The organism is Microbulbifer marinus (assembly GCF_900107725.1).
Classification (GTDB): domain Bacteria; phylum Pseudomonadota; class Gammaproteobacteria; order Pseudomonadales; family Cellvibrionaceae; genus Microbulbifer; species Microbulbifer marinus.
Genome location: NZ_FNQO01000003.1, coordinates 241,750 through 260,084 on the forward strand (window position 1 = coordinate 241,750; position 18,335 = coordinate 260,084).

Annotated in this window: 16 protein-coding genes; 2 read left to right on the forward strand and 14 right to left on the reverse strand. The window is 60.3% G+C overall.

The window, feature by feature from the left end:
* Window positions 1–40: 40 nt before the first annotated feature.
* The 9 genes from iscX to trmJ all read right to left on the reverse strand — a co-directional run bounded on the left by iscX (window position 41) and on the right by trmJ (window position 6,712).
* Window positions 41–235 carry a Fe-S cluster assembly protein IscX gene (iscX, locus tag BLW36_RS13030; RefSeq protein WP_091389294.1) on the reverse strand — a complete coding sequence of 65 codons (195 nt, stop codon included), beginning with the start codon at window positions 233–235 and terminating at the stop codon, window positions 41–43.
* Window positions 236–271: 36 nt separating this feature from the next.
* A complete protein-coding gene (gene fdx / locus BLW36_RS13035) occupies window positions 272–610 on the reverse strand; it encodes an ISC system 2Fe-2S type ferredoxin (protein WP_073274967.1) in 339 nt (112 codons plus the stop codon).
* An 84-nt stretch (window positions 611–694) separates the two neighbouring features.
* Window positions 695–2,593 carry a Fe-S protein assembly chaperone HscA gene (gene hscA, locus BLW36_RS13040; RefSeq protein WP_091389297.1) on the reverse strand — a complete coding sequence of 633 codons (1,899 nt, stop codon included), beginning with the start codon at window positions 2,591–2,593 and terminating at the stop codon, window positions 695–697.
* A 2-nt stretch (window positions 2,594–2,595) separates the two neighbouring features.
* A complete protein-coding gene (gene hscB, locus BLW36_RS13045; RefSeq protein WP_091389300.1) occupies window positions 2,596–3,120 on the reverse strand; it encodes a Fe-S protein assembly co-chaperone HscB in 525 nt (174 codons plus the stop codon).
* A 98-nt stretch (window positions 3,121–3,218) separates the two neighbouring features.
* The gene (iscA, locus tag BLW36_RS13050) at window positions 3,219–3,542 is read right to left on the reverse strand and encodes an iron-sulfur cluster assembly protein IscA (RefSeq protein WP_091389304.1); all 324 of its coding nucleotides are present in this window, start codon (window positions 3,540–3,542) and stop codon (window positions 3,219–3,221) included.
* A 44-nt stretch (window positions 3,543–3,586) separates the two neighbouring features.
* Complete coding sequence (gene iscU, locus BLW36_RS13055) at window positions 3,587–4,009, reverse strand: Fe-S cluster assembly scaffold IscU (RefSeq protein WP_091389307.1); 423 nt, start codon at window positions 4,007–4,009, stop codon at window positions 3,587–3,589.
* Between the two features lie 27 nt (window positions 4,010–4,036).
* Entirely contained in the window at window positions 4,037–5,251 is a 1,215-nt protein-coding gene (locus tag BLW36_RS13060; RefSeq protein WP_091389310.1) for an IscS subfamily cysteine desulfurase, read from the reverse strand.
* A 65-nt stretch (window positions 5,252–5,316) separates the two neighbouring features.
* Window positions 5,317–5,793, reverse strand: a complete 477-nt coding sequence (gene iscR, locus BLW36_RS13065) for a Fe-S cluster assembly transcriptional regulator IscR (RefSeq protein WP_091389313.1) — start codon at window positions 5,791–5,793, stop codon at window positions 5,317–5,319.
* Between the two features lie 127 nt (window positions 5,794–5,920).
* Complete coding sequence (trmJ, locus tag BLW36_RS13070) at window positions 5,921–6,712, reverse strand: tRNA (cytosine(32)/uridine(32)-2'-O)-methyltransferase TrmJ (protein WP_091389316.1); 792 nt, start codon at window positions 6,710–6,712, stop codon at window positions 5,921–5,923.
* A gap of 327 nt (window positions 6,713–7,039) precedes the next feature.
* Here trmJ and BLW36_RS13075 point away from each other — a divergent pair, with 327 nt between their 5' ends.
* A complete protein-coding gene (locus tag BLW36_RS13075; RefSeq protein ID WP_091389319.1) occupies window positions 7,040–7,843 on the forward strand; it encodes an inositol monophosphatase family protein in 804 nt (267 codons plus the stop codon).
* 82 nt (window positions 7,844–7,925) lie between these two features.
* Here BLW36_RS13075 and BLW36_RS13080 read toward each other — a convergent pair whose 3' ends face one another.
* Both BLW36_RS13080 and BLW36_RS13085 read right to left on the reverse strand, forming a co-directional pair.
* Window positions 7,926–10,946 (reverse strand): EAL domain-containing protein, encoded by a 3,021-nt coding sequence (locus BLW36_RS13080; RefSeq protein ID WP_091389322.1) that lies wholly within the window; start codon window positions 10,944–10,946, stop codon window positions 7,926–7,928.
* A 144-nt stretch (window positions 10,947–11,090) separates the two neighbouring features.
* Window positions 11,091–13,088 (reverse strand): hybrid sensor histidine kinase/response regulator, encoded by a 1,998-nt coding sequence (locus tag BLW36_RS13085; protein WP_091389325.1) that lies wholly within the window; start codon window positions 13,086–13,088, stop codon window positions 11,091–11,093.
* 598 nt (window positions 13,089–13,686) lie between these two features.
* On the opposite strand from BLW36_RS13085, the gene BLW36_RS13090 reads away from it, so the two are divergent.
* The gene (locus BLW36_RS13090; RefSeq protein WP_091389330.1) at window positions 13,687–14,850 is read left to right on the forward strand and encodes an acyl-CoA desaturase; all 1,164 of its coding nucleotides are present in this window, start codon (window positions 13,687–13,689) and stop codon (window positions 14,848–14,850) included.
* A 76-nt stretch (window positions 14,851–14,926) separates the two neighbouring features.
* Here BLW36_RS13090 and BLW36_RS13095 read toward each other — a convergent pair whose 3' ends face one another.
* From BLW36_RS13095 to BLW36_RS13105, 3 genes are read right to left on the reverse strand one after another with little or no spacing between them, the layout of a single operon-like run.
* Complete coding sequence (locus BLW36_RS13095) at window positions 14,927–15,931, reverse strand: alpha-L-glutamate ligase-like protein (RefSeq protein WP_091389332.1); 1,005 nt, start codon at window positions 15,929–15,931, stop codon at window positions 14,927–14,929.
* A 9-nt stretch (window positions 15,932–15,940) separates the two neighbouring features.
* Window positions 15,941–17,473 carry a UUP1 family membrane protein gene (locus BLW36_RS13100; RefSeq protein ID WP_091389334.1) on the reverse strand — a complete coding sequence of 511 codons (1,533 nt, stop codon included), beginning with the start codon at window positions 17,471–17,473 and terminating at the stop codon, window positions 15,941–15,943.
* Between the two features lie 59 nt (window positions 17,474–17,532).
* Window positions 17,533–18,234 carry an ATP-dependent zinc protease family protein gene (locus tag BLW36_RS13105; protein ID WP_091389338.1) on the reverse strand — a complete coding sequence of 234 codons (702 nt, stop codon included), beginning with the start codon at window positions 18,232–18,234 and terminating at the stop codon, window positions 17,533–17,535.
* Window positions 18,235–18,335: the final 101 nt, after the last annotated feature.

Consider the following 18,335-nt stretch of genomic DNA (forward strand, 5'->3'; position numbering starts at 1 on the left):
CGCGTTACTGCGCGAACTTTGTACTGTTTCTCGCGACCGCTCAATCCGCCTCTTCGATCCAGGCGGCCTGGATGGCCTCGAGGATTTTTTCACCACAACGGGCGGGATCGTCGTCGAAACCGGGCAGTTCTATGACCCAGTTGCGCAGGTCGACAAAATTGACCGTCAGTGGGTCGACATCCGGGTGCGCATCCACCAGCTCTATCGCAATATCGTTGATATCTGTCCATTTCATTGCGCAATTCCTCTGCTCAACAGTGCGACCAATTGGTCAGTGTTTTTCCGACACCTGATTGATGGTGTATTTGGGGATTTCGACTACCAGGTCTTCGTCGTCCACGATCGCCTGGCAGGACAGGCGCGACTCCGGCTCCAGGCCCCAGGCCTTGTCCAGCAGATCCTCTTCCAGCTCATCCGGCTCGCCGAGGGAATCAAAGCCCTCGCGCACGATCACGTGACAGGTGGTGCAGGCGCACGACTTCTCGCAGGCGTGCTCTATCTCGATGCCGTTCGCCAGCGCCGCGTCGCAGACGCTGACACCGCTCTCCACTTCCACCACCTTGCCTTCGGGGCAGATTTCGGCGTGGGGTAAAAACACAATTTTCGGCATGGGTCACTGACTCTCTTATGGTCTCAATGCATAGCCGCAACTCAATGCGGCGCGGATCACAAGCCCGACCGGTTTGTGGCCGGGTTAATCGTTATCAAATTCGTCCAGCGTGTGTCCCTGCATGGCGCGCTTGATGGACACATCCATCCGTCGCGCGGCGAAGGGCTCGGACAAATCGTTTAGCTTCTCGATACGCTTGCGGATCTCTTCGGCGTCGCCACCGTTGTGGGCGAGACGCAGTCCCTCCATCGCCCGCTCCAGCTCGTTCAGCTCGCTCTCGTCGAGCAGCTCCGCACCGTTTTCCTGCAGCGCGGCCAACAGGCTCTCCAGCACGCGTTCGGCCTCCACCTGCGCCTCGCGCAGTGCGCGGGCGGCAATGTCTTCCTCGGCGTGGGCGTAGGACTCCTGCAGCATGCGCGAAATATCCTTGTCCTGCAGTCCATAGGACGGCTTGACGGTGATATCGGCGCTTACACCACTGCTCTTTTCCATCGCGCTCACCGACAGCAGGCCATCAGCATCCACCTGGAAAGTCACGCGAATATGCGCCGCACCGGCCACCATCGGCGGAATGCCGCGCAGCTCGAAACGCGCCAGTGAGCGGCAGTCTTTGACCAGCTCGCGCTCGCCCTGCACCACATGGATCGCCATGGCGGTCTGGCCGTCCTTGAAGGTGGTGAACTCCTGCGCCTTGGACACCGGGATGGTGGTATTACGCGCGATCAGTTTCTCCGTCAGGCCGCCCATCGTCTCGATACCCAGCGACAGCGGAATCACATCCAGCAACAGCAGGTCGTCCCGCGACTTGTTGCCGACCAGGACATCCGCCTGCAACGCCGCGCCGATGGCCACCACCTGATCCGGGTCGATATCCGCGTGCGGCGCGCGGCCGAAGAACCGCTCGACCCGCTCGCGCACACGCAATGTGCGGGTGGAACCACCGACCAACACCACTTCCTGCACGTCGTCGACCGACAATTCCGCATCGCGCAACGCGCGCTTACAGGCCCGCAAAGTCTTGTCGATCAGCGGATCCAGCAGCTCCGCCATGGCGGCGCGGTCGATTGTGCCGCGCCAGTTGCCGTGACTGAGCGCCACCTGTTCCCGCTCGGCGAGGGATTCCTTGGCTGCGCAGGCGCTGTCCAGCAACGCGCGCTGGGTCGCCACGTCCAGATCGGTACCGAGGCCTGCCTGCTCGGCCATCCAGCCGGCGATGGCGCGATCGAAGTCGTCGCCGCCAAGGGCCGTATCGCCACCGGTGGACAGCACCTCAAACACGCCGCGGGACAGGCGCAGGATAGAAATATCGAAGGTACCGCCGCCGAGATCGTAAACAGCGACTATCTTGTCGCCCGCCTCGGTCCCCTCTTCGCCCTGGTCCAGGCCGTAGGCCACTGCCGCGGCGGTCGGTTCGTTCAGCAGGCGCAGCACCTTGAGGCCGGCGAGTTGTGCGGCGTCCTTGGTGGCCTGACGCTGGGCATCGTCGAAATAGGCCGGTACGGTGATCACCGCACCGTCCAGCTCGCCACCGAGCGCCTCGCGGCCACGCCGCGCCAGTTCTTTCAGGATTTCCGCGGATACCTGCACCGGATTCACCGGACCCGCGACGGTTTCAATCGCCGGCATGCCGCTGTCGGCGCTCTCGCCGCTGCCGCTTTGAGCAAACTTGTACGGCAGCTGATCGCCGAAACTCTTCACATCGGCAATGCCGCGGCCCATCAGGCGTTTCACCGACAGCAGCGTGTTGTAGGGGTCCTCACCGGCGCGGTGGCGAGCCGTAGCGCCGACGGTGATCGCGTTTTCCGCGTAGTGCACCGCAGAGGGCAGTATCACGCTGCCATCCTCCGCGGCGATGGCCTCTGCCGAACCGCTGCGCACTGTGGCCACCAGCGAGTTGGTGGTGCCCAGATCGATACCCACCGCACGTTTACGCTGGTGGGGTTCGGGCGTCTGGCCCGGTTCGGATATCTGCAGTAATGCCATTCTCAGTCCAGTAAATCTTCTTCCAGTTCTTCTACCTGCCGCTGCAATTTGATTAGAAACTGCAGTTTGAGCAGGGAGTCCTTGCCCGCTTCGAGATCGCCCGCGGCAAATACTTCGGCGAAATGTCTCTGCTCGTCGGCGTACAGGCCGCGCACCTCTTCGCCCAGCTCGTCGAGCGCCGCGGCCGGGTCGGCCTCAGACGGCACCTCTTCGAGGCGCTCGCGCAGCAACATCTGTTGCATCAGAAACTCGGCATCGGCCGTGGTCTGCTCCGGGCTCACCTCCACGCCGGCAAGCTTGAGCAGATAGGCAGCACGCAGCACGGGATCGCGCAAGGTATTGTGCGCCTCATTGATCTGCGCGGCGTACTGCATGGCCAGCAGCTGCTCACGATCAGACTTCGCAGCGTATTTATCCGGGTGGAATTCTCGCTGCAGTTCGCGATAGCGGTCCGCCAGGGCCGCGCGATCAAGCGCAAATGCCGGCTTGAGGCCGAATATTTCGAAGTAAGTCTGTCGCAGAGACATATCGGATCACCCTTGGCAGGCGGATACGAACCGGCGCTGCCGAATACTAAAAAGGCCGGCGTGCGCGACGCACCCGGCCTTGCTGTGACGAGCGCCGCTCAAACGTGAAAGCTTTCGCCGCAGCCGCACTCGTTCTTCACATTCGGATTGGAGAAGGCAAACCCCTCATTCAACCCTTCCTTGACGAAATCCAGCTCGGTGCCGTCCAGGTAGACGAGACTCTTGGGGTCGACGATCAGCTTAACGCCGCCCTGCTCGAACACCACATCGTCGGACTCCGCTTCGTCGACAAACTCCAGCACGTAGGCGAGCCCGGAGCAGCCGGCGGTCTTTACACCGACGCGAATACCTATGCCTTTGCCGCGGCTGGCGAGCTGACGCTGGATGTGCGCCTGCGCCGCCTCTGTCATGGTAATAGCCAAAACAATACCTTTACTGCTTAGTCGGGCCCTACTGCCCGATAACCTTAACTGGTCGCTTCTTCCTTCGCATCACCGGCACCGGCCTGCTCACCGCGCTTCTCACGGATATTGCGTACCGCAGCCTTAATGGCATCCTCCGCCAATACGGAGCAGTGAATCTTCACCGGCGGCAGCGCCAGCTCTTCGGCGATAGCGGTGTTCTTGATCTGCTCGGCTTCGTCGAGCGTCTTGCCCTTCACCCACTCGGTCAGCAACGAGCTGGAAGCGATGGCGGAACCGCAGCCGTAGGTCTTGAACTTGGCGTCCTCGATCACGCCGCTGTCGTTGACCTGAATCTGCAGGCGCATCACGTCGCCACAGGCGGGGGCGCCGACCATGCCGGTACCGACATTGTCCGCTTTGTCATCCATACGGCCGACATTGCGGGGGTGTTCGTAGTGATCGATAACTTTATCGCTATAGGCCATGACTATTCTCCTAACTCTTGCTCGCGCTTAGTGGGCGGCCCATTCAATGGTATTCAGATCGATGCCGTCTTTGTACATATCCCAAAGCGGCGACAGTTCGCGCAGTTTCTCTACAGCCTTGCGCACTTCGGCAGCGGCGGTGTCCACGTCCTGCTCGCTGGTAAAGCGGCCGAAGCTGAAGCGCAGTGAACTGTGGGCCAGCTCGTCGTTGACGCCGAGGGCTCGCAGCACGTAGCTGGGCTCCAGACTGGCGGACGTACAAGCCGAACCGGAGGAAATCGCCAGATCTCTCAGGGACATGATCAGGCTCTCGCCCTCAACGAAGGCGAAGCTCACATTCAGGTTGCCAGCCACGCGCTGTTCCACGGAGCCGTTGATGTGCACCTCTTCCATATCCTTGATGTGGTCCCAGAAGCGGTTGCGCAGGGACAGCAGGCGCTCGGTTTCCGCCGCCATTTCCTCTTTGGCAATGCGGAAGGCCTCGCCCATACCGACGATCTGGTGAGTCGGCAGAGTGCCGGAGCGCATACCGCGCTCATGGCCGCCACCGTGCATCTGCGCTTCGATACGCACGCGCGGCTTGCGGCGCACGTACAGGGCACCGATACCCTTGGGTCCGTAAACCTTGTGGGCGGAAAAGGACATCAGGTCCACTTTCAGCTCCTGCAGGTCGATCGGCAGCTTGCCCGCGCTCTGTGCCGCATCCACATGGAAGATCACCTTGCGTGAACGACACAGTTCACCGATTGCGGCGATATCGTTGACCACGCCGATTTCGTTGTTGACGTGCATCAGGCTCACCAGAATGGTGTCCTCGCGCAGCGCTTCCTCGACCTGTTCCGGATAAACGATGCCGTCGGCACGGGGATTCAGGTAGGTCACCTCAAAGCCCTCGCGCTCCAGCTGGCGGCAGGTATCCAGCACCGCTTTATGCTCGATCTTGGAGGTAATGATGTGCTTGCCCTTACCCTGGTAGAAGTGGGCGGCGCCCTTGATCGCCAGGTTGTCGGACTCGGTCGCACCGCTGGTCCAGACGATCTCGCGCGGGTCGGCGTTGACCAGCTCCGCCACGTGGCGGCGCCCTTCCTCTACCGCCTCTTCCGCTTTCCAGCCGAACAGGTGCGAGCGCGATGCGGGATTGCCGAAGTTACCCTCCATCGTCAGCTGCTCCGCCATTTTGGCGGCGACGCGGGGGTCGACCGGGCAGGTAGCCGAGTAATCCAGGTAGATGGGAAGCTTCATAGTCATACCGATTCCGCTTAATAAATCTTCAAATCTCGCTACCGGGCTCTATGCGAACCCGGCTATTACAGGCCGCCAATCACCGCGACCCGCTCTTCCGGCGCATCGCGCATATCCTGACGGCGCGCCACTTCCTGCACTTCCGCCCGCGCCACCAGGTTGGCGAGGCTGATACCGCTCAGGAAGTTGTGAATCTGTTCGCTCAGGTCCGACCACAGGTAGTGGGTCAGGCACTGTTCGCCGCCGGCGCAGTCCGCGTTGCCGCCACAACTGGTAGCGTCAACCGACTCGTTGACCGCATCGACAATCTGCGCAACAAAAATCTCTTCGCCCGACCGCGCCAGGCGGTAACCGCCACCGGGGCCGCGCACACTGGAAACCAGGCCGGAGTGACGCAGGCGGGAGAACAGCTGCTCCAGGTAGGACAGGGAGATACCCTGGCGCTTGGATATATCTGCCAGACTGATCGGGCCGCGATCGGCGTGCAACGCCAGATCCAGCATAGCCGTGACCGCGTAGCGGCCTTTGGTTGTCAAACGCATCTCAGCTCCCGACTGATCTACAGCCCTTTTTTCCGATCGGGGCGGGAGTATGGAATAACCCAGCAGGCCAGTCAAGTATATAACCCCTCATACCACTCAGGTATTCCCTTCCGAGGCCGGGCCGCCGCTATTCCGGACGACCTTTGCCACCGGTGCGGTGGATGTAGTTCTGGATCGCCGTCAGCCAGCCGCGCAGTATGCCCAGCTCCATATCGTCGGGACGCACGCGACTGAACAGTCTACGCAGCCGGGTCATCGTCTGGCGCGGATTGTCCGGGTCGATAAAGCCGATCTGCGCCAGCGCCTGCTGCAGGTGATCGAAGTAGAGCTCCATATCGCTGGCCTTGGCCGGGGGACGATCCCAGTCCGCGTAACTCAACTCCGCGCCCTTCTCCGCCTCCAGCGCCGCCACGCGCACTTCATAGGCCAGCACCTGCACCGCGGTGGCCAGGTTCAGTGAGCTGTAATCCGGGTTGGCGGGGATGTGCACATGGAAATTGCAGGCCTGCAGCTCCTCGTTGGTCAGGCCGCGATCCTCGCGCCCGAACACCAGCGCCACCGGGTGGGTCGAGGCCTCAGCCACCGCCCGCTCGCCGCACTGTCGCGGTGTCAGCAGCGGCCAGGGGATACGGCGCTCGCGTGCACTGGTAGCGACCACCAGGCCACAGTCCGCCACCGCCTCTTCCAGCGTATCGACGACGACCACCCGGTCCAGCAGGTCGGCGGCGCCGGCGGCCCGCCAGATAGCGTTGGCGGCGGGAAATTCCCGCGGCGCAACCAGATAGAGCTGGCTCAACCCCATATTCTTCAGCGCGCGCGCGGCGCCGCCGATATTGCCCGGGTGAGCGGTGTTCACCAGCACCACGCGCACATTGTCGAGCGCGGTGAGGGGGGAGCTGTCGAGAGGAGACTTGGCCATACTGTATGAATGTACCGGATATCAGGTGTCGGGAGAGCGCGGGCGCGCGAGTGTAGCAAATATGCGCGGGAATCCCTACAATCGCACCCGCCCGGCCGGCCCGGGTTGAGTCCGCATTTACCACAAAGCTCCTGCTGTGGCGGCTCCAGTGCACGCCCTGACTGCTTTTCGCTCTGTCGGAGTGCTCAACGTATTCGCCAATACGCCTGCGCGCTCTTCTGTCACGGAAACCAGCCAAGACGCACCCTGGAACCACCTCGCTACGAAGCTTTGCGGTAAATGCGGACTAGCTTTTTAATCCCTTCAACCCCTTAGTGCGGAATAGTTATGGAACCCATGCTGAATATTGCCCTGCGCGCGGCGCGCAAGGCCGGAGAACTGATTGAACGAGCCTGGGAGCGCGGCGACCTGATGAAGTTCGAGGAAAAGGCCCGCAACGATTTCGTCACCGAGGTGGACAAGGCCAGCGAGCAGGAAATCATCTACCACCTGCGCAAGGCCTACCCCAAACACAGTATCCGCGCCGAAGAGAGCGGCCTGCAGGAAGGCGCGGAGCCCGATTACGAGTGGATCATCGACCCGCTTGATGGCACCACCAACTTCATTCACGGCGTCCCCCAGTTCGCGGTTTCGATCGCCTGCAAATACCGCGGCCGTATCGAACACGCTGTGGTGCTGGATCCGATCAAGCGCGAGGAGTTCACCGCGAGCCGCGGCCGTGGTGCCGCCCTGAACGGTCGCCGCATTCGCGTATCCCCGCGCCAGAATCTGCGCGGCGCACTGATCGGCACCGGCCTGCCGTTCAATGGCCCGGCCCTGGAAAATATCGATCCCTACCTGGAGGCGCTGAAGGAAATCGCCGGCCAGACTGCCGGTATCCGCCGCCCGGGCGCGGCGGCGCTGGACCTGGCCTATGTAGCTGCCGGCCGATTTGACGGCTTCTGGGAAATGTATCTGAGCCCTTGGGATATCGCCGCCGGAGCGCTACTGGTCAAGGAAGCCGGTGGCCTGATCAGCGATTTCCGCGGCGGCGAGGACTACCTGGAATCCGGCCACCTGGTATGCGGCACTCCGAAGGTGTTCAAGCCGCTACTGCAGATCGTCGGCCGACATCTGGGCCGCGTGCGCTAACCGCGACGAGACACTCCTTTCCCAGAAACAAACCTTCCCAAACGCGGGGCAATCCATGGATTGGCCCCGTAGTCTTCGACGATCAATCGCTCACTGCTGCCAGCGGCAGCTCGTTACGCTGCACCTCGGCTAGCAGCAACTGCTCTAACAGCAGTGGACGTCCGACGTGATATCCCTGAATCAGGTCTACACCGATGCTGCGCAGGCGCGCGGCCGTGGGGGCGTCCTCCACGTATTCGGCAATGGTTTTGGCACCCAGACGGTGCGCCACCTGGTGAATCGACTCGACAATAATCAGGTCGACAAAATTGGACTCCACCTGACGCACGAAGCTGCCATCGATCTTGATGAAGTCGATCGAAAAGGCCTTCAGGTAATTGAACGAGCTGAGGCCATTGCCAAAATCGTCCAGCGCGACCTTACAGCCCATCCTGCGCAGGGTAGCCACGAAGTGGCTGGCGCTCTCCATCTGGTTGACCACTGCCGTTTCGGTGATTTCAAAGCTGATGCGCGACAGCGGTATCGGCGTCTGCTCCAGGATCTTGATCACATGGGCCTGAAACTCGGAATCGCCCAGCGCATCGGCAGACAGGTTCAATGAAAAATGAATTTGCGCCGCATCGATCTTCGCCGCGCGGCGCACCAGCACCTCGTCGACCACCCAGCGATCCACCTGCAACATCAACCCGTAGCGCTCCGCCGCGGGAATAAACGCGGGAGGAAGAACCAGGTTGCCGCAACCATCGACCATGCGCACCAGGACCTCGTAGTGATTGATGGCGCTGGTATCACTACTCTGGGCAATCGGCTGGGCGCAGAGTGTCAGCTGCCCCGCATCGAGGGCCTCGCGCACTGCCGATGCCATGATGATTTCCCGGTGCTGCTCCGCGGCGGTGCTCTGCTCCATTTCGTAAAGCATGACGGTGCCGCGGCTGGTGTGCTTGGCCGAATAGCAGGCCACATCAGCCTGACTGAGCAGCTCACCCAAGCGGTCGTTGCGCCGGTTAATCTCGGTAATGCCGATACTCGCCCCCACGTCGTAAACCCGCTCGTTCCACGGAAAACGCAGCGTCACTATCTGCCGGATCAACTGCTCACAGCGAAGCTTTGCCTGCTCCTTGCTGCAGTGACGGAACAACAGACCAAACTCATCGCCGCCGAGACGGGCAACGCTATCGGAATTGCGCAACAGGGCACGCAGGTACTTGCTGATTTTTTTCAGCAGGGCATCGCCGGCGAGATGGCCGGCACTGTCGTTGATCACCTTGAAGCGATCCAGATCGATATAGGCCAGTGCGTGACACTCGTTGCGCTCGCGCGCACTTTCTATCGCGTCGAGAAGCTCACGCTTGAAGGCGTCGCGGTTTGGCAGGCCCGTCAGGTCATCGTGCGAGGCCTTGTAACTCAGCTGCCGGATCAGCTGCCGCGATTCACTGACATCCTGGAAAACCATCACCGCGCCGAGCAGATCGCCGCGCTCCGTTTTCAGTGGTGATGCGGAATGCTTGATGTCATAGGTGCGCCCGTCGCGACTGTGCAATACGGCACCTTCCATGCCCCGCACCGCTTCACCCACCTGCAGACACTCCGTCACCGGGTTCGCCAGCGGCTCCCCTTCGCGACCCTGGGTGACATGAAAAATGGCATCGATCGTTTGGTTTTGCGCCTGCTGAAGAGTGAAACCGGTCATCTGCACAGCGACCGGGTTCATGAAATTCACCCGCTGATTGACGTCTGTGGAAATGACCGCATCGGCGATGGAGGACAGGGTAACCTGCAACCTTTCCTTCGCTTCTCGCAGACTGTGTTCGCCGCGCTTGCGCCAATCGATATCCTCCACTTGCGCCACGGCGTATAGAGGTTCGCCATCGATACCCCGGGCCAGACAGCAGGACAGATAGCCCCAGACCACCTCGCCATCCTTGCGCATATAGCGCTTTTCCATTTGTGGGGCTTCGCACTTTTGGCCGAAGAACTCTTCACAGAATCCCCTCGCATCGGGCTGGTCTTCCGTGTAGGTAATATCAACTACATTGCGTCCGGTGAGCTCTTCCTCGTCGTATTGAAGGAAATCACAGAAACTGCGATTGGCTCGCAGAATGGTCCCGTCCAGCGCGACCAGCACCATGCCGATGCGCGACTTTTCCACTGCCGCACGGAAACTGCTCTCCACTTCGACAATGCGCGCATTGCGCTTGCGCTCGATATTGGTGTAGACCGCCATGACATAGGCCGGGATTGCAGAACCGAATATGACCAACATCAGCATGCTGCCGGTTTGCTGTCCCGGGACGCGAACAATACTGGGATTTGCGTGCACATCAATGCCGACATACTGCAACGTCAACAGCAGAATCACGCTGAAAACCACCGCCAGGGTCTGGAAGAGTGGCAATCTGGTTGCCACCCAGATCAGCGGCAGCGCGACAAATACGAAAGGCAGCAGTGCCACCTCAAGAATCAGGTATATGGCACCAATTGCTACGCCAGCCACCAACATCAACCTGCCGAGCAACGCGCGATCCAGCAGCCCGCGCAACGATTCGATATTGCAGTTCAACGCCAGCGGCAATAGCACCAGAATTCCCGCAGCGTCAGCCAGGTACCAGGCGGGGAAAATTGCGGAGTAATCGATACCGCTGCGCAAGCTGGCGATAGCGGTGCCGATAGTGGCGCTGGCCAGTGGGGGCAGCACCGCGGAGACAAGGATAAAGGTGGCCCAGCGCTCCAGACTGTCGAAATAGCCGCCATTCGGGAAAAAGCGCTGCAGCAGCAGGGCGGCGGGTAACACCTGCGCCAGCCCGGCCACAGTATAGAGTGACGCCACGCTCCCCTCGAAGCCCATCGCCAGCCCGGTCAACACATTGACACAAAAGAATGTGCCAGCGAGTAGCGGCCAGTCCCGACGGCGGTGGCGGGCAAGGAACGCGATGGCAACGGCATCGGCAAACCAGATAACCGCACTGCCGCCGTTGAAACTGAGCAACTGCTTGCAAATCAGGACAAAGACAAGGCTCAGCACCGCCAGCAGCAGCGCCGAAATCCACAGATCCAGTCGGGACTCCCGCCCTTCGGGGCGTTGATCCGGGAGCATGACAGACATCCACTTCCTCTGTTTATTAGTATCGTTCCGGGAATACTGCCTGATTACTTTCGATCAGCCGGTGATATCAGAAAACCGCCAGTTTAGACGAGCGACCGCCAAGAAAACATTTATTCTTGTTAAAACCGGACTGCAGGTCCCTGCCTATGCCGGGTCGGGGGCGCAGCGCTCCAGTACTCGGCACAATTGTGCCAGTTCGAACTCTTCGGGAAGTGCCGCATCAGGCTCCGCTTCACTGCATTTCCCCACTATCACAAAGCGAATCTTCTCGGTGAGCGGATCCTCTCTCAGGATACGCGCCACGTCGGCGGCAGACATGCCCGGCACGGCGCAGTCGAACACGATAATGTCTAGGCTCTGGGTTCGTGCGGTAAATATCGCCTCAACCGCATCGGTCGCCACCAGGTGCTGGACCTGGGAGGAGCCGCGCAGCATGGATTTCAGTCGCTCGATTGCCGAGGGTCGATTTTCTATCTGCAGCAAGCGGCACGGCGGCAGCTTTATCGCCGCGCTCGGCTGCGCAGACAGCTGCATCAATTCCATTGGGGCATCGATCAGCGGAAACTCGATCCAGAAAACGGATCCCTGGTCCTCGTGACTGTCGAAATCGATGCGCCCCCCCATCGCCTCGGTGAGACGCTTGGCAATCGCCAGTCCGACTCCGGTGCCCTCTATCTGTCCCTTCTCTGCGCCCAGCCGGTTGAAGGGTTCGAATACCTCCGCGCGCTTCTCTTCGGGAATGCCCTTGCCCGTATCGAGAATACTTAATCGCAGCCACCCCTCCGCCTGCGGGGCGAAGTTGATCACCACGCGGCCGTTTTCGCGATTGTATTTCACCGCATTTCCGGCCAGGTTCAGCACTACCTGCTTAAAACGCACCGGGTCGGCGCAGATATAGGCGGACTCCCAACCGAGGGGCTCGAAAATAAGACTGACTCGCCGCGTCTCCGCCAGCGGCTCCAGTAGACGCTTGCAGTCTGCCACCAGCGCGGCGGGCTGCATCGGCTCCATCGACGGAGCCAGCCGCTGGCTGTCGATCCGCGCCAGCTCCAGCACATCGCCGACCAGATGCAGCAAGTGCTGCCCGGCGCGGCGGATTTCGCCGAGTCGCTGTCGCTGATCCGGATTGAGGCTTTGATCCAGCTCCACCATCTGGCTGTAGCCGAGGATGGCGTTCAGTGGTGTGCGCAGTTCGTGACTGAGGCTGAATAGCAGATCGGCGCGGTTGGCGTTGCCCTGACGTAACTGTTTCAGCTCCCGCTCGGCACGCAGCAGTGCTTCCCTGTTGCCGGTGATATCCTGCAGCACACCGAGTACACGTACGGGCTTACCGTCGCTGTTGCGCTGCGCCTGACCGCGGCAGCGCACCCAGACAATGCCGCCGTCCCGGTGCCAGAGACGAAATTCGACATCCAGCGGCAGCTGCTCGCCAACGTGATCCCTGAATGCCTGCTCGGCGCGGGGAAAATCCTCCGGCAACATCCGCGACTTCCAGTGTGCCAGGGCAGTGCGTGCGACCGTATCCACCGGGCACTGCTCGAAGCCGATCATGGCCCAGCAGCCTTTGTCCAGCACGACTTCATCGGCGCGTAAGTCCCACTCCCAGAGGCCGTCGCTCACGCCGGCCAGGGTCTGTAGTGGCCGCTCCCCGGGCAGCTTGGACAGGAAACGTCCGGACAGCGCCTCCGTATAGTCCGCGCAGCTACCGATAATGACACGCTCACCGTCTTCGCCATCGACGCTGATGGATCGCCCCCAGATTCTCAGCCAATACAGCTGGCCGCTACTGTCAAAGGCGCGGAAGGTGGTGTCGAAAGAGCCACCCTGGCTGCTGATTCGTTGGCGCAGCGCCAGCAACTTGGCGCGATCATCTGAGTGCACCATGCACAACTCGGTACCGGTACAGAGCCCCGATAGCGCCGCCTGTGTGTCATCGGCAAACACCGACCACAAGGCGCCCTGCGCCCGCTGTCGGCCACTGCGCGGATGCCACTCCCAGACGCCGCAATCTGCATCCAACAGCAGGCTCTGCAGATAGGCTGCCTGGCGGGCCAGCTCGGCAGGTGTAAGCCCGTCCAGCTCGTCAGGCGCGGCCAGCTGTAGCGGCAAATCACAATTTTCGCGGGAGGATGACTCGGACAAGCTGGTCTCTTCTTCAATACATCAGGGTTTCTCACTAAGTGAATCATTTATCCCGGGGCGTGAAAAGAGCTGTTGACCCGCCTGCATATAACGAAAAGCTGCATTTTCACCAGGCCATGAGCGATTGGTTATATGAGCGCCGGTCAGCAACCCGCAAAAAAAAGGCCCCGCAATGCGGGGCCTGAATCAGCGATGATGAGAGAAAACGGGAAGTCACGCATTAATAACTTTTTGCCATAACCCGTGATGGATTCCCGGAGCGCGGGTCTTGCGACCCACATCAGGGTATTTGCAACCCCTATGCCAACTTTGCAGATAAGCTGAAAAAGGGGCGCTGCGCCATCTGAGCGGATACTTTGCTGCAGGCGTGTGAACCAACAAGGTTCTCCCGCGATCCTGGGCGCACCAAAAGTAAGCAAAGTGTGACTTTCAAACCTTTCACAGTTCTCAAACCGCCTGCAACAAGCGTGTCTTGGCTGCGGTGATCGGTTAGCATCATCGATTAGCGGGGCGGAAAAAATCGACTAAGCAGTCTCGGTTTACAATGGAACACTCTGCGAGCCGACCCGCGCAGTAGCGTACTTACTAAGGTTGTTTTATGAATGCAGTCCCCGAGAACTCCGGGCCCTCGAACCCACCTCGCCTGTGGGTAACTACCATCCTGTTTTCCAGCACGGCTCTCGCGGCGCTGATTCTCGTGCCGCTGTACGGTGTGCTGTACGGCTACCACTGGTATCAATGGCTGGCGTTTGCGGTTTACGGCGCCCTGTGCGGCCTGTCGATCACTGCCGGCTACCACCGCCTGTGGTCGCACCGCACCTATGAAGCCCACTGGTCCCTGCGGCTGCTGTTCGCCCTGTTTGGCGCCGCGGCACTGCAAAACAGCATTCTGATCTGGAGCTCCGGCCACCGCCGCCACCATCGCCACGTCGATGACAACGATCGGGACCCTTACTCCGCCAGGCGCGGTTTCTGGTTCTCCCATATCGGCTGGATGTTGCGGGATTACCCGAGCGGTAAAGTCGACTTCGACAACGCCAAGGACCTGCAGCGGGACAAGATCGTGATGTGGCAACACAATCACTACGTGCCGATCACCCTGGCGATGAACCTCGGATTGCCGCTACTTCTGGGCATCTTGACCGGCGACATTATCGGCATGCTGTTGCTCGCCGGCGTGCTGCGCATCGTGGTCAACCACCACACGACCTTCTTTATCAATTCGCTGGCGCATATTTGGGGCCGCCGCCCCTACACCGATGAAAACACCGCGCGGGACAACGACCTGCTCGCCTTTTTCACTTTCGGTGAGGGCTACCACAATTACCACCATATCTTTCAGACCGACTACCGCAACGGCATCCGCTGGTACCAGTGGGATCCGACCAAGTGGCTGATCAGAACTGCCAGCTGGCTCGGCCTCGCGCGAAACCTCAAGACAGTACCGACAATGCGTATTCAGCGCGCCATACTGACGATGCAGTTCAAGCGCGCGGAGCAGAAACTGCAGCAGTCCCGCCACAAAGACAGCTGGCGCCAGCTGCTGGAGAAGGAAGCACAGGAGTTCTCCGCCGCACTGAATGAGTGGAAAGAGCTGCAGGCACACCGCTACGAAAACGCCCGCGAGCGCCTGCTCGCAAAATGGGAATCTGCCGCTATCCGTACGCGGGTGAAGGAGCTGGAGTACAGTCTGAAGATGCAGCGCAAGCGCCTGCAGATCATGACGGAACAGTTCCACCTGTGTCCGGTTTCCGCCACCTGATGTGGAATCCGGCCGACAAAAAAGGCGAACCTCTGGTTCGCCTTTTTAATGCCTGAGGGAAACTCAACTCCTTGCGTTACAGCCTTCTGCCAGCGGCAAACTCCTGCATGGAGAAAGCCACCCTCTCGTCGGCATTTTTTTCCAGCTGTTCCAGGTCCAGGTTCTCGATATACCGCAGGCGCTTACGCAAGCCGACGCCGTTCGCCACCTGGATAGCAAGACCGGGGCGGGCATTGGCCTCCAGCAGCAGCGGGCCGCGCTGGCGATCGAGCACGATATCACAGCCGAGATAACCGAGCCCCGTCATCTCGTAACAGCTGGATGCCAGCCGAACCAGGTCGCGCCAGCCCGGCACTTCCAGCTTGTCGAACGGCATCTCGGTATCCGGGTGCTTGTTGATACGCAGGCCGCGCTGCACTGCGTGGCAGCTCTTGCCGGTCGCCAGGTCGATTCCAACACCGACCGCCCCCTGGTGCAGGTTGGCCTTGCCATCGGAATCGTGGGTTGAACAGCGCAACATCGCCATTACCGGAAAACCGCGAAATACAATGACCCGGATATCCGGCACACCTTCAAACGAGTAGTTGTCGAAGACCGGATCAAAATCCACCAGCGCCTCGATCATTACCCGATCCGGCTTGCCGCCCAGGCTGTAAAGGCCGCTGTGAATGTTGCTGACATGGCGCAAAATGTCCAAAGCCGTGACTTCGGCGCCGGAGGGTTTCTTGTACTTGTCGCCGTCGCGTCCGACGATCACCAGAATACCCTTGCCGCCAGAACCTCGCGCAGGCTTGATCACAAACTGCCACAGCGGCTCGATAACCTCCATGACACGCTTGCGGCTGGGCTGGGTTTCAAATGCGGCAATCAATTCTGGAACGGGGATGCCATAGCGCTTCGCGGCGCGCTTGGTATTGAGCTTGTCGTCGACAATTGGATACTTGTCGCGATCGTTGTAGCGCGCAATGTAGTTGATATTGCGCGCGTTCATGCCCAGGATACCCATCCGGTGCAGCGCGAGCGGCGACACCAGGCCACCCCGCAGCTTGGTAATCACATGCTTCATCGAAAAGCTGAGCATTCGGGGTACCTATTTCACCAACTGTCTGAAGCGCATTAGCTCGCCAAGGCGGAAACCGGTGTAATTGCCGATCACCAGAATCAAGGCCAGCAGCACCAGCAACAGCTCGGGGAAATTGAAAGTCCAGTGTTCTATATAGCTATTGGTCATCACCCACCAGGCGAGCACCGCCACCAACAGGCTGCCGCCGGCCTGCACGACCACTTCGTAAGGGCCGTCTTCCTCCCAGACAATGGACATGCGTTCAATGGTCCAGGCGAGAATAATCATCGGGAAGAAGGTTACGGTCAGTGCCTGCTCAATACCCAGCTTGTAGCTAATGACACTGATGGCCCCCATCAATATCACTACCGTCACCACCACCGCCGCGATCCTCGCCACCAGTAACAGGTTCAGGCGACTCAAGTAAAAGCGCACCCACAAACCCAGCACAAGAATCAGGGTAAAGATCGACAGGCCGGTAAACAGCTGGGTTTCGATGAAAGCAATCGCCAGCAGCACCGGCATGAAGGTACCGGAGGTACGCAGCCCGACAAATACCCGCAGCAGTACGACCACCAGCGCCCCCACCGGCACCAGCAGAATCAGTTTGAAAATACTCTGCTGTTCGATCGGCAGGCTGTAGATGGAAAAGTCCACCAACGCCTCTTTTTCCTTACTGGTGCTCAGCATCGATACATCGCGCGCCGGCACGTCGTTGGCAATGACAGAGAAGGTCACCTGGGAGTTGCGCCCCCCTTCCACGTCCAGCAGGCTCTTGCCGCCGCGCTGCCAGATGAAAAAGTTCTTCGGCACGCCTGGCGAGCCGGTGGTCGGTTCAAATACCACCCAGCGCTTGCCGTCGTAGACCTCGAGCAGGTCTTCGGGATCCAGCCGGCGGCGGTCGTCTTCCAGGTACAGGCCGCGAATACGGTGTGCCGGAATGTCGGCGGCCGCAAGCACGACCAGCGCCACGTCAACCAGCGAGCGGTCTTTGTAGTAGCCGAAAATCAGATTGCGGTCCTGATTTCTTTTATCGCCCAGCGCGGTGAGCAACTGAGTGGTAAAAGTCTTGGTATCGGAGGAGCGCTGGTGCGCAGTTTCCACCAGCGAATATATGGCCATGCGCACGGCTTCCTGTTCCCGCGCCTCCAGGAAGGGTTTGCGCACCTGGGTGCTGAGGTCCAGTGGTTGCTCGAGCGGCGCCCCCGGAGTCTGGTGCACGTCCAGCTGATAGAACAGCGACTGGGTGCCGCTGGCCGAACGGCGCGACCACACCGCGCGGTATTCGTCGTTTTCACGAATGATATTGAAGCCGTAACCGGAAGAGCTGAAGGTCTCGCCCAACACCTCCATATTGCGCTGTTCGCGCGGCAGGGTCAGGGCGGCCTTGACCGGACCACCGTCTGCGTTGAAGCGCACCTTGGCTTCAATAGTCCAGACGGTGCGGTATTCCCCGGGCAATAGCGGGAAGCCGAGTTCGCGATTTTTGTAGATTGTGAGCCCCGCCCCCATCAGCGCGAGCAGTGCAGCCAGAATATAAACCTGAGCGCGTGGCGACATTCGCCATTCCCCATAGTGCTAAAGGCGCCGGCAATACCGGGGCCAAAAATCTTTTACGTTTATTTGTTAGATGGCGTACTGGGCTCGCCCTGGACGTTACGCCGGCTCACGTCGACGACCGCCGCATCCTTGAGGAAATTGCGCCCGACCCGCATCGGGTACTTGGAGCTGCTGCTGTCAGTCAGGTTGACCTCAACCATGTGGGTGATATCGCCTACGGTCAGGCTCATCTCCACGACCGGCCGCCGCTGACTTTCGAAGCCCGGACGCACCACACGGATATGGCGCTTGATTGGCAGTTCGACGGTGGTCGCATCTGCCTCGGAGCCATCGTCCGGCGCCGCCAGCTTCAATCTCACCCACTCCTTGCCATCGCGCTCAAAGCGTTTCAGCTCCTGAACACCAAGTGTGGAAGTGGCTGACCCGGTATCTATGACCGATTCGAACAGCAGGCCACCGGGCTCAATGGAGACGGTCTCCACGGCACCCAATACCAGCCTATCCTTGGCGACGGGCACTTCGACCACCTTTTCGAACCTTCGTTCGATCACGCGCTCAACAACTTTGACCTCGGGCTCCGCACAGACAACCTCCACCGGTTCCGGGCACTGCGCGCCCTCCCCTGCCTGCTGGGGTGCTTCGACAGTTCCCGTACCCGGTATGACTGTCGCCGCGCCCTTCTCCCAGGGAAAATGCAGCGACTCACAGCCCACCAGCAACTGAGAAGCCAGCAATAACCATAGAGGGGAAAAAGTCCGCATTTTAATCAACTACCTTAAGGCCTTCTCGGCCGTCCCTGTGCGACTATCGCAATCTGGCTATCCGTGCTTTTTATTTGCCGGAGAGTCCCGCCTCCGCTTTG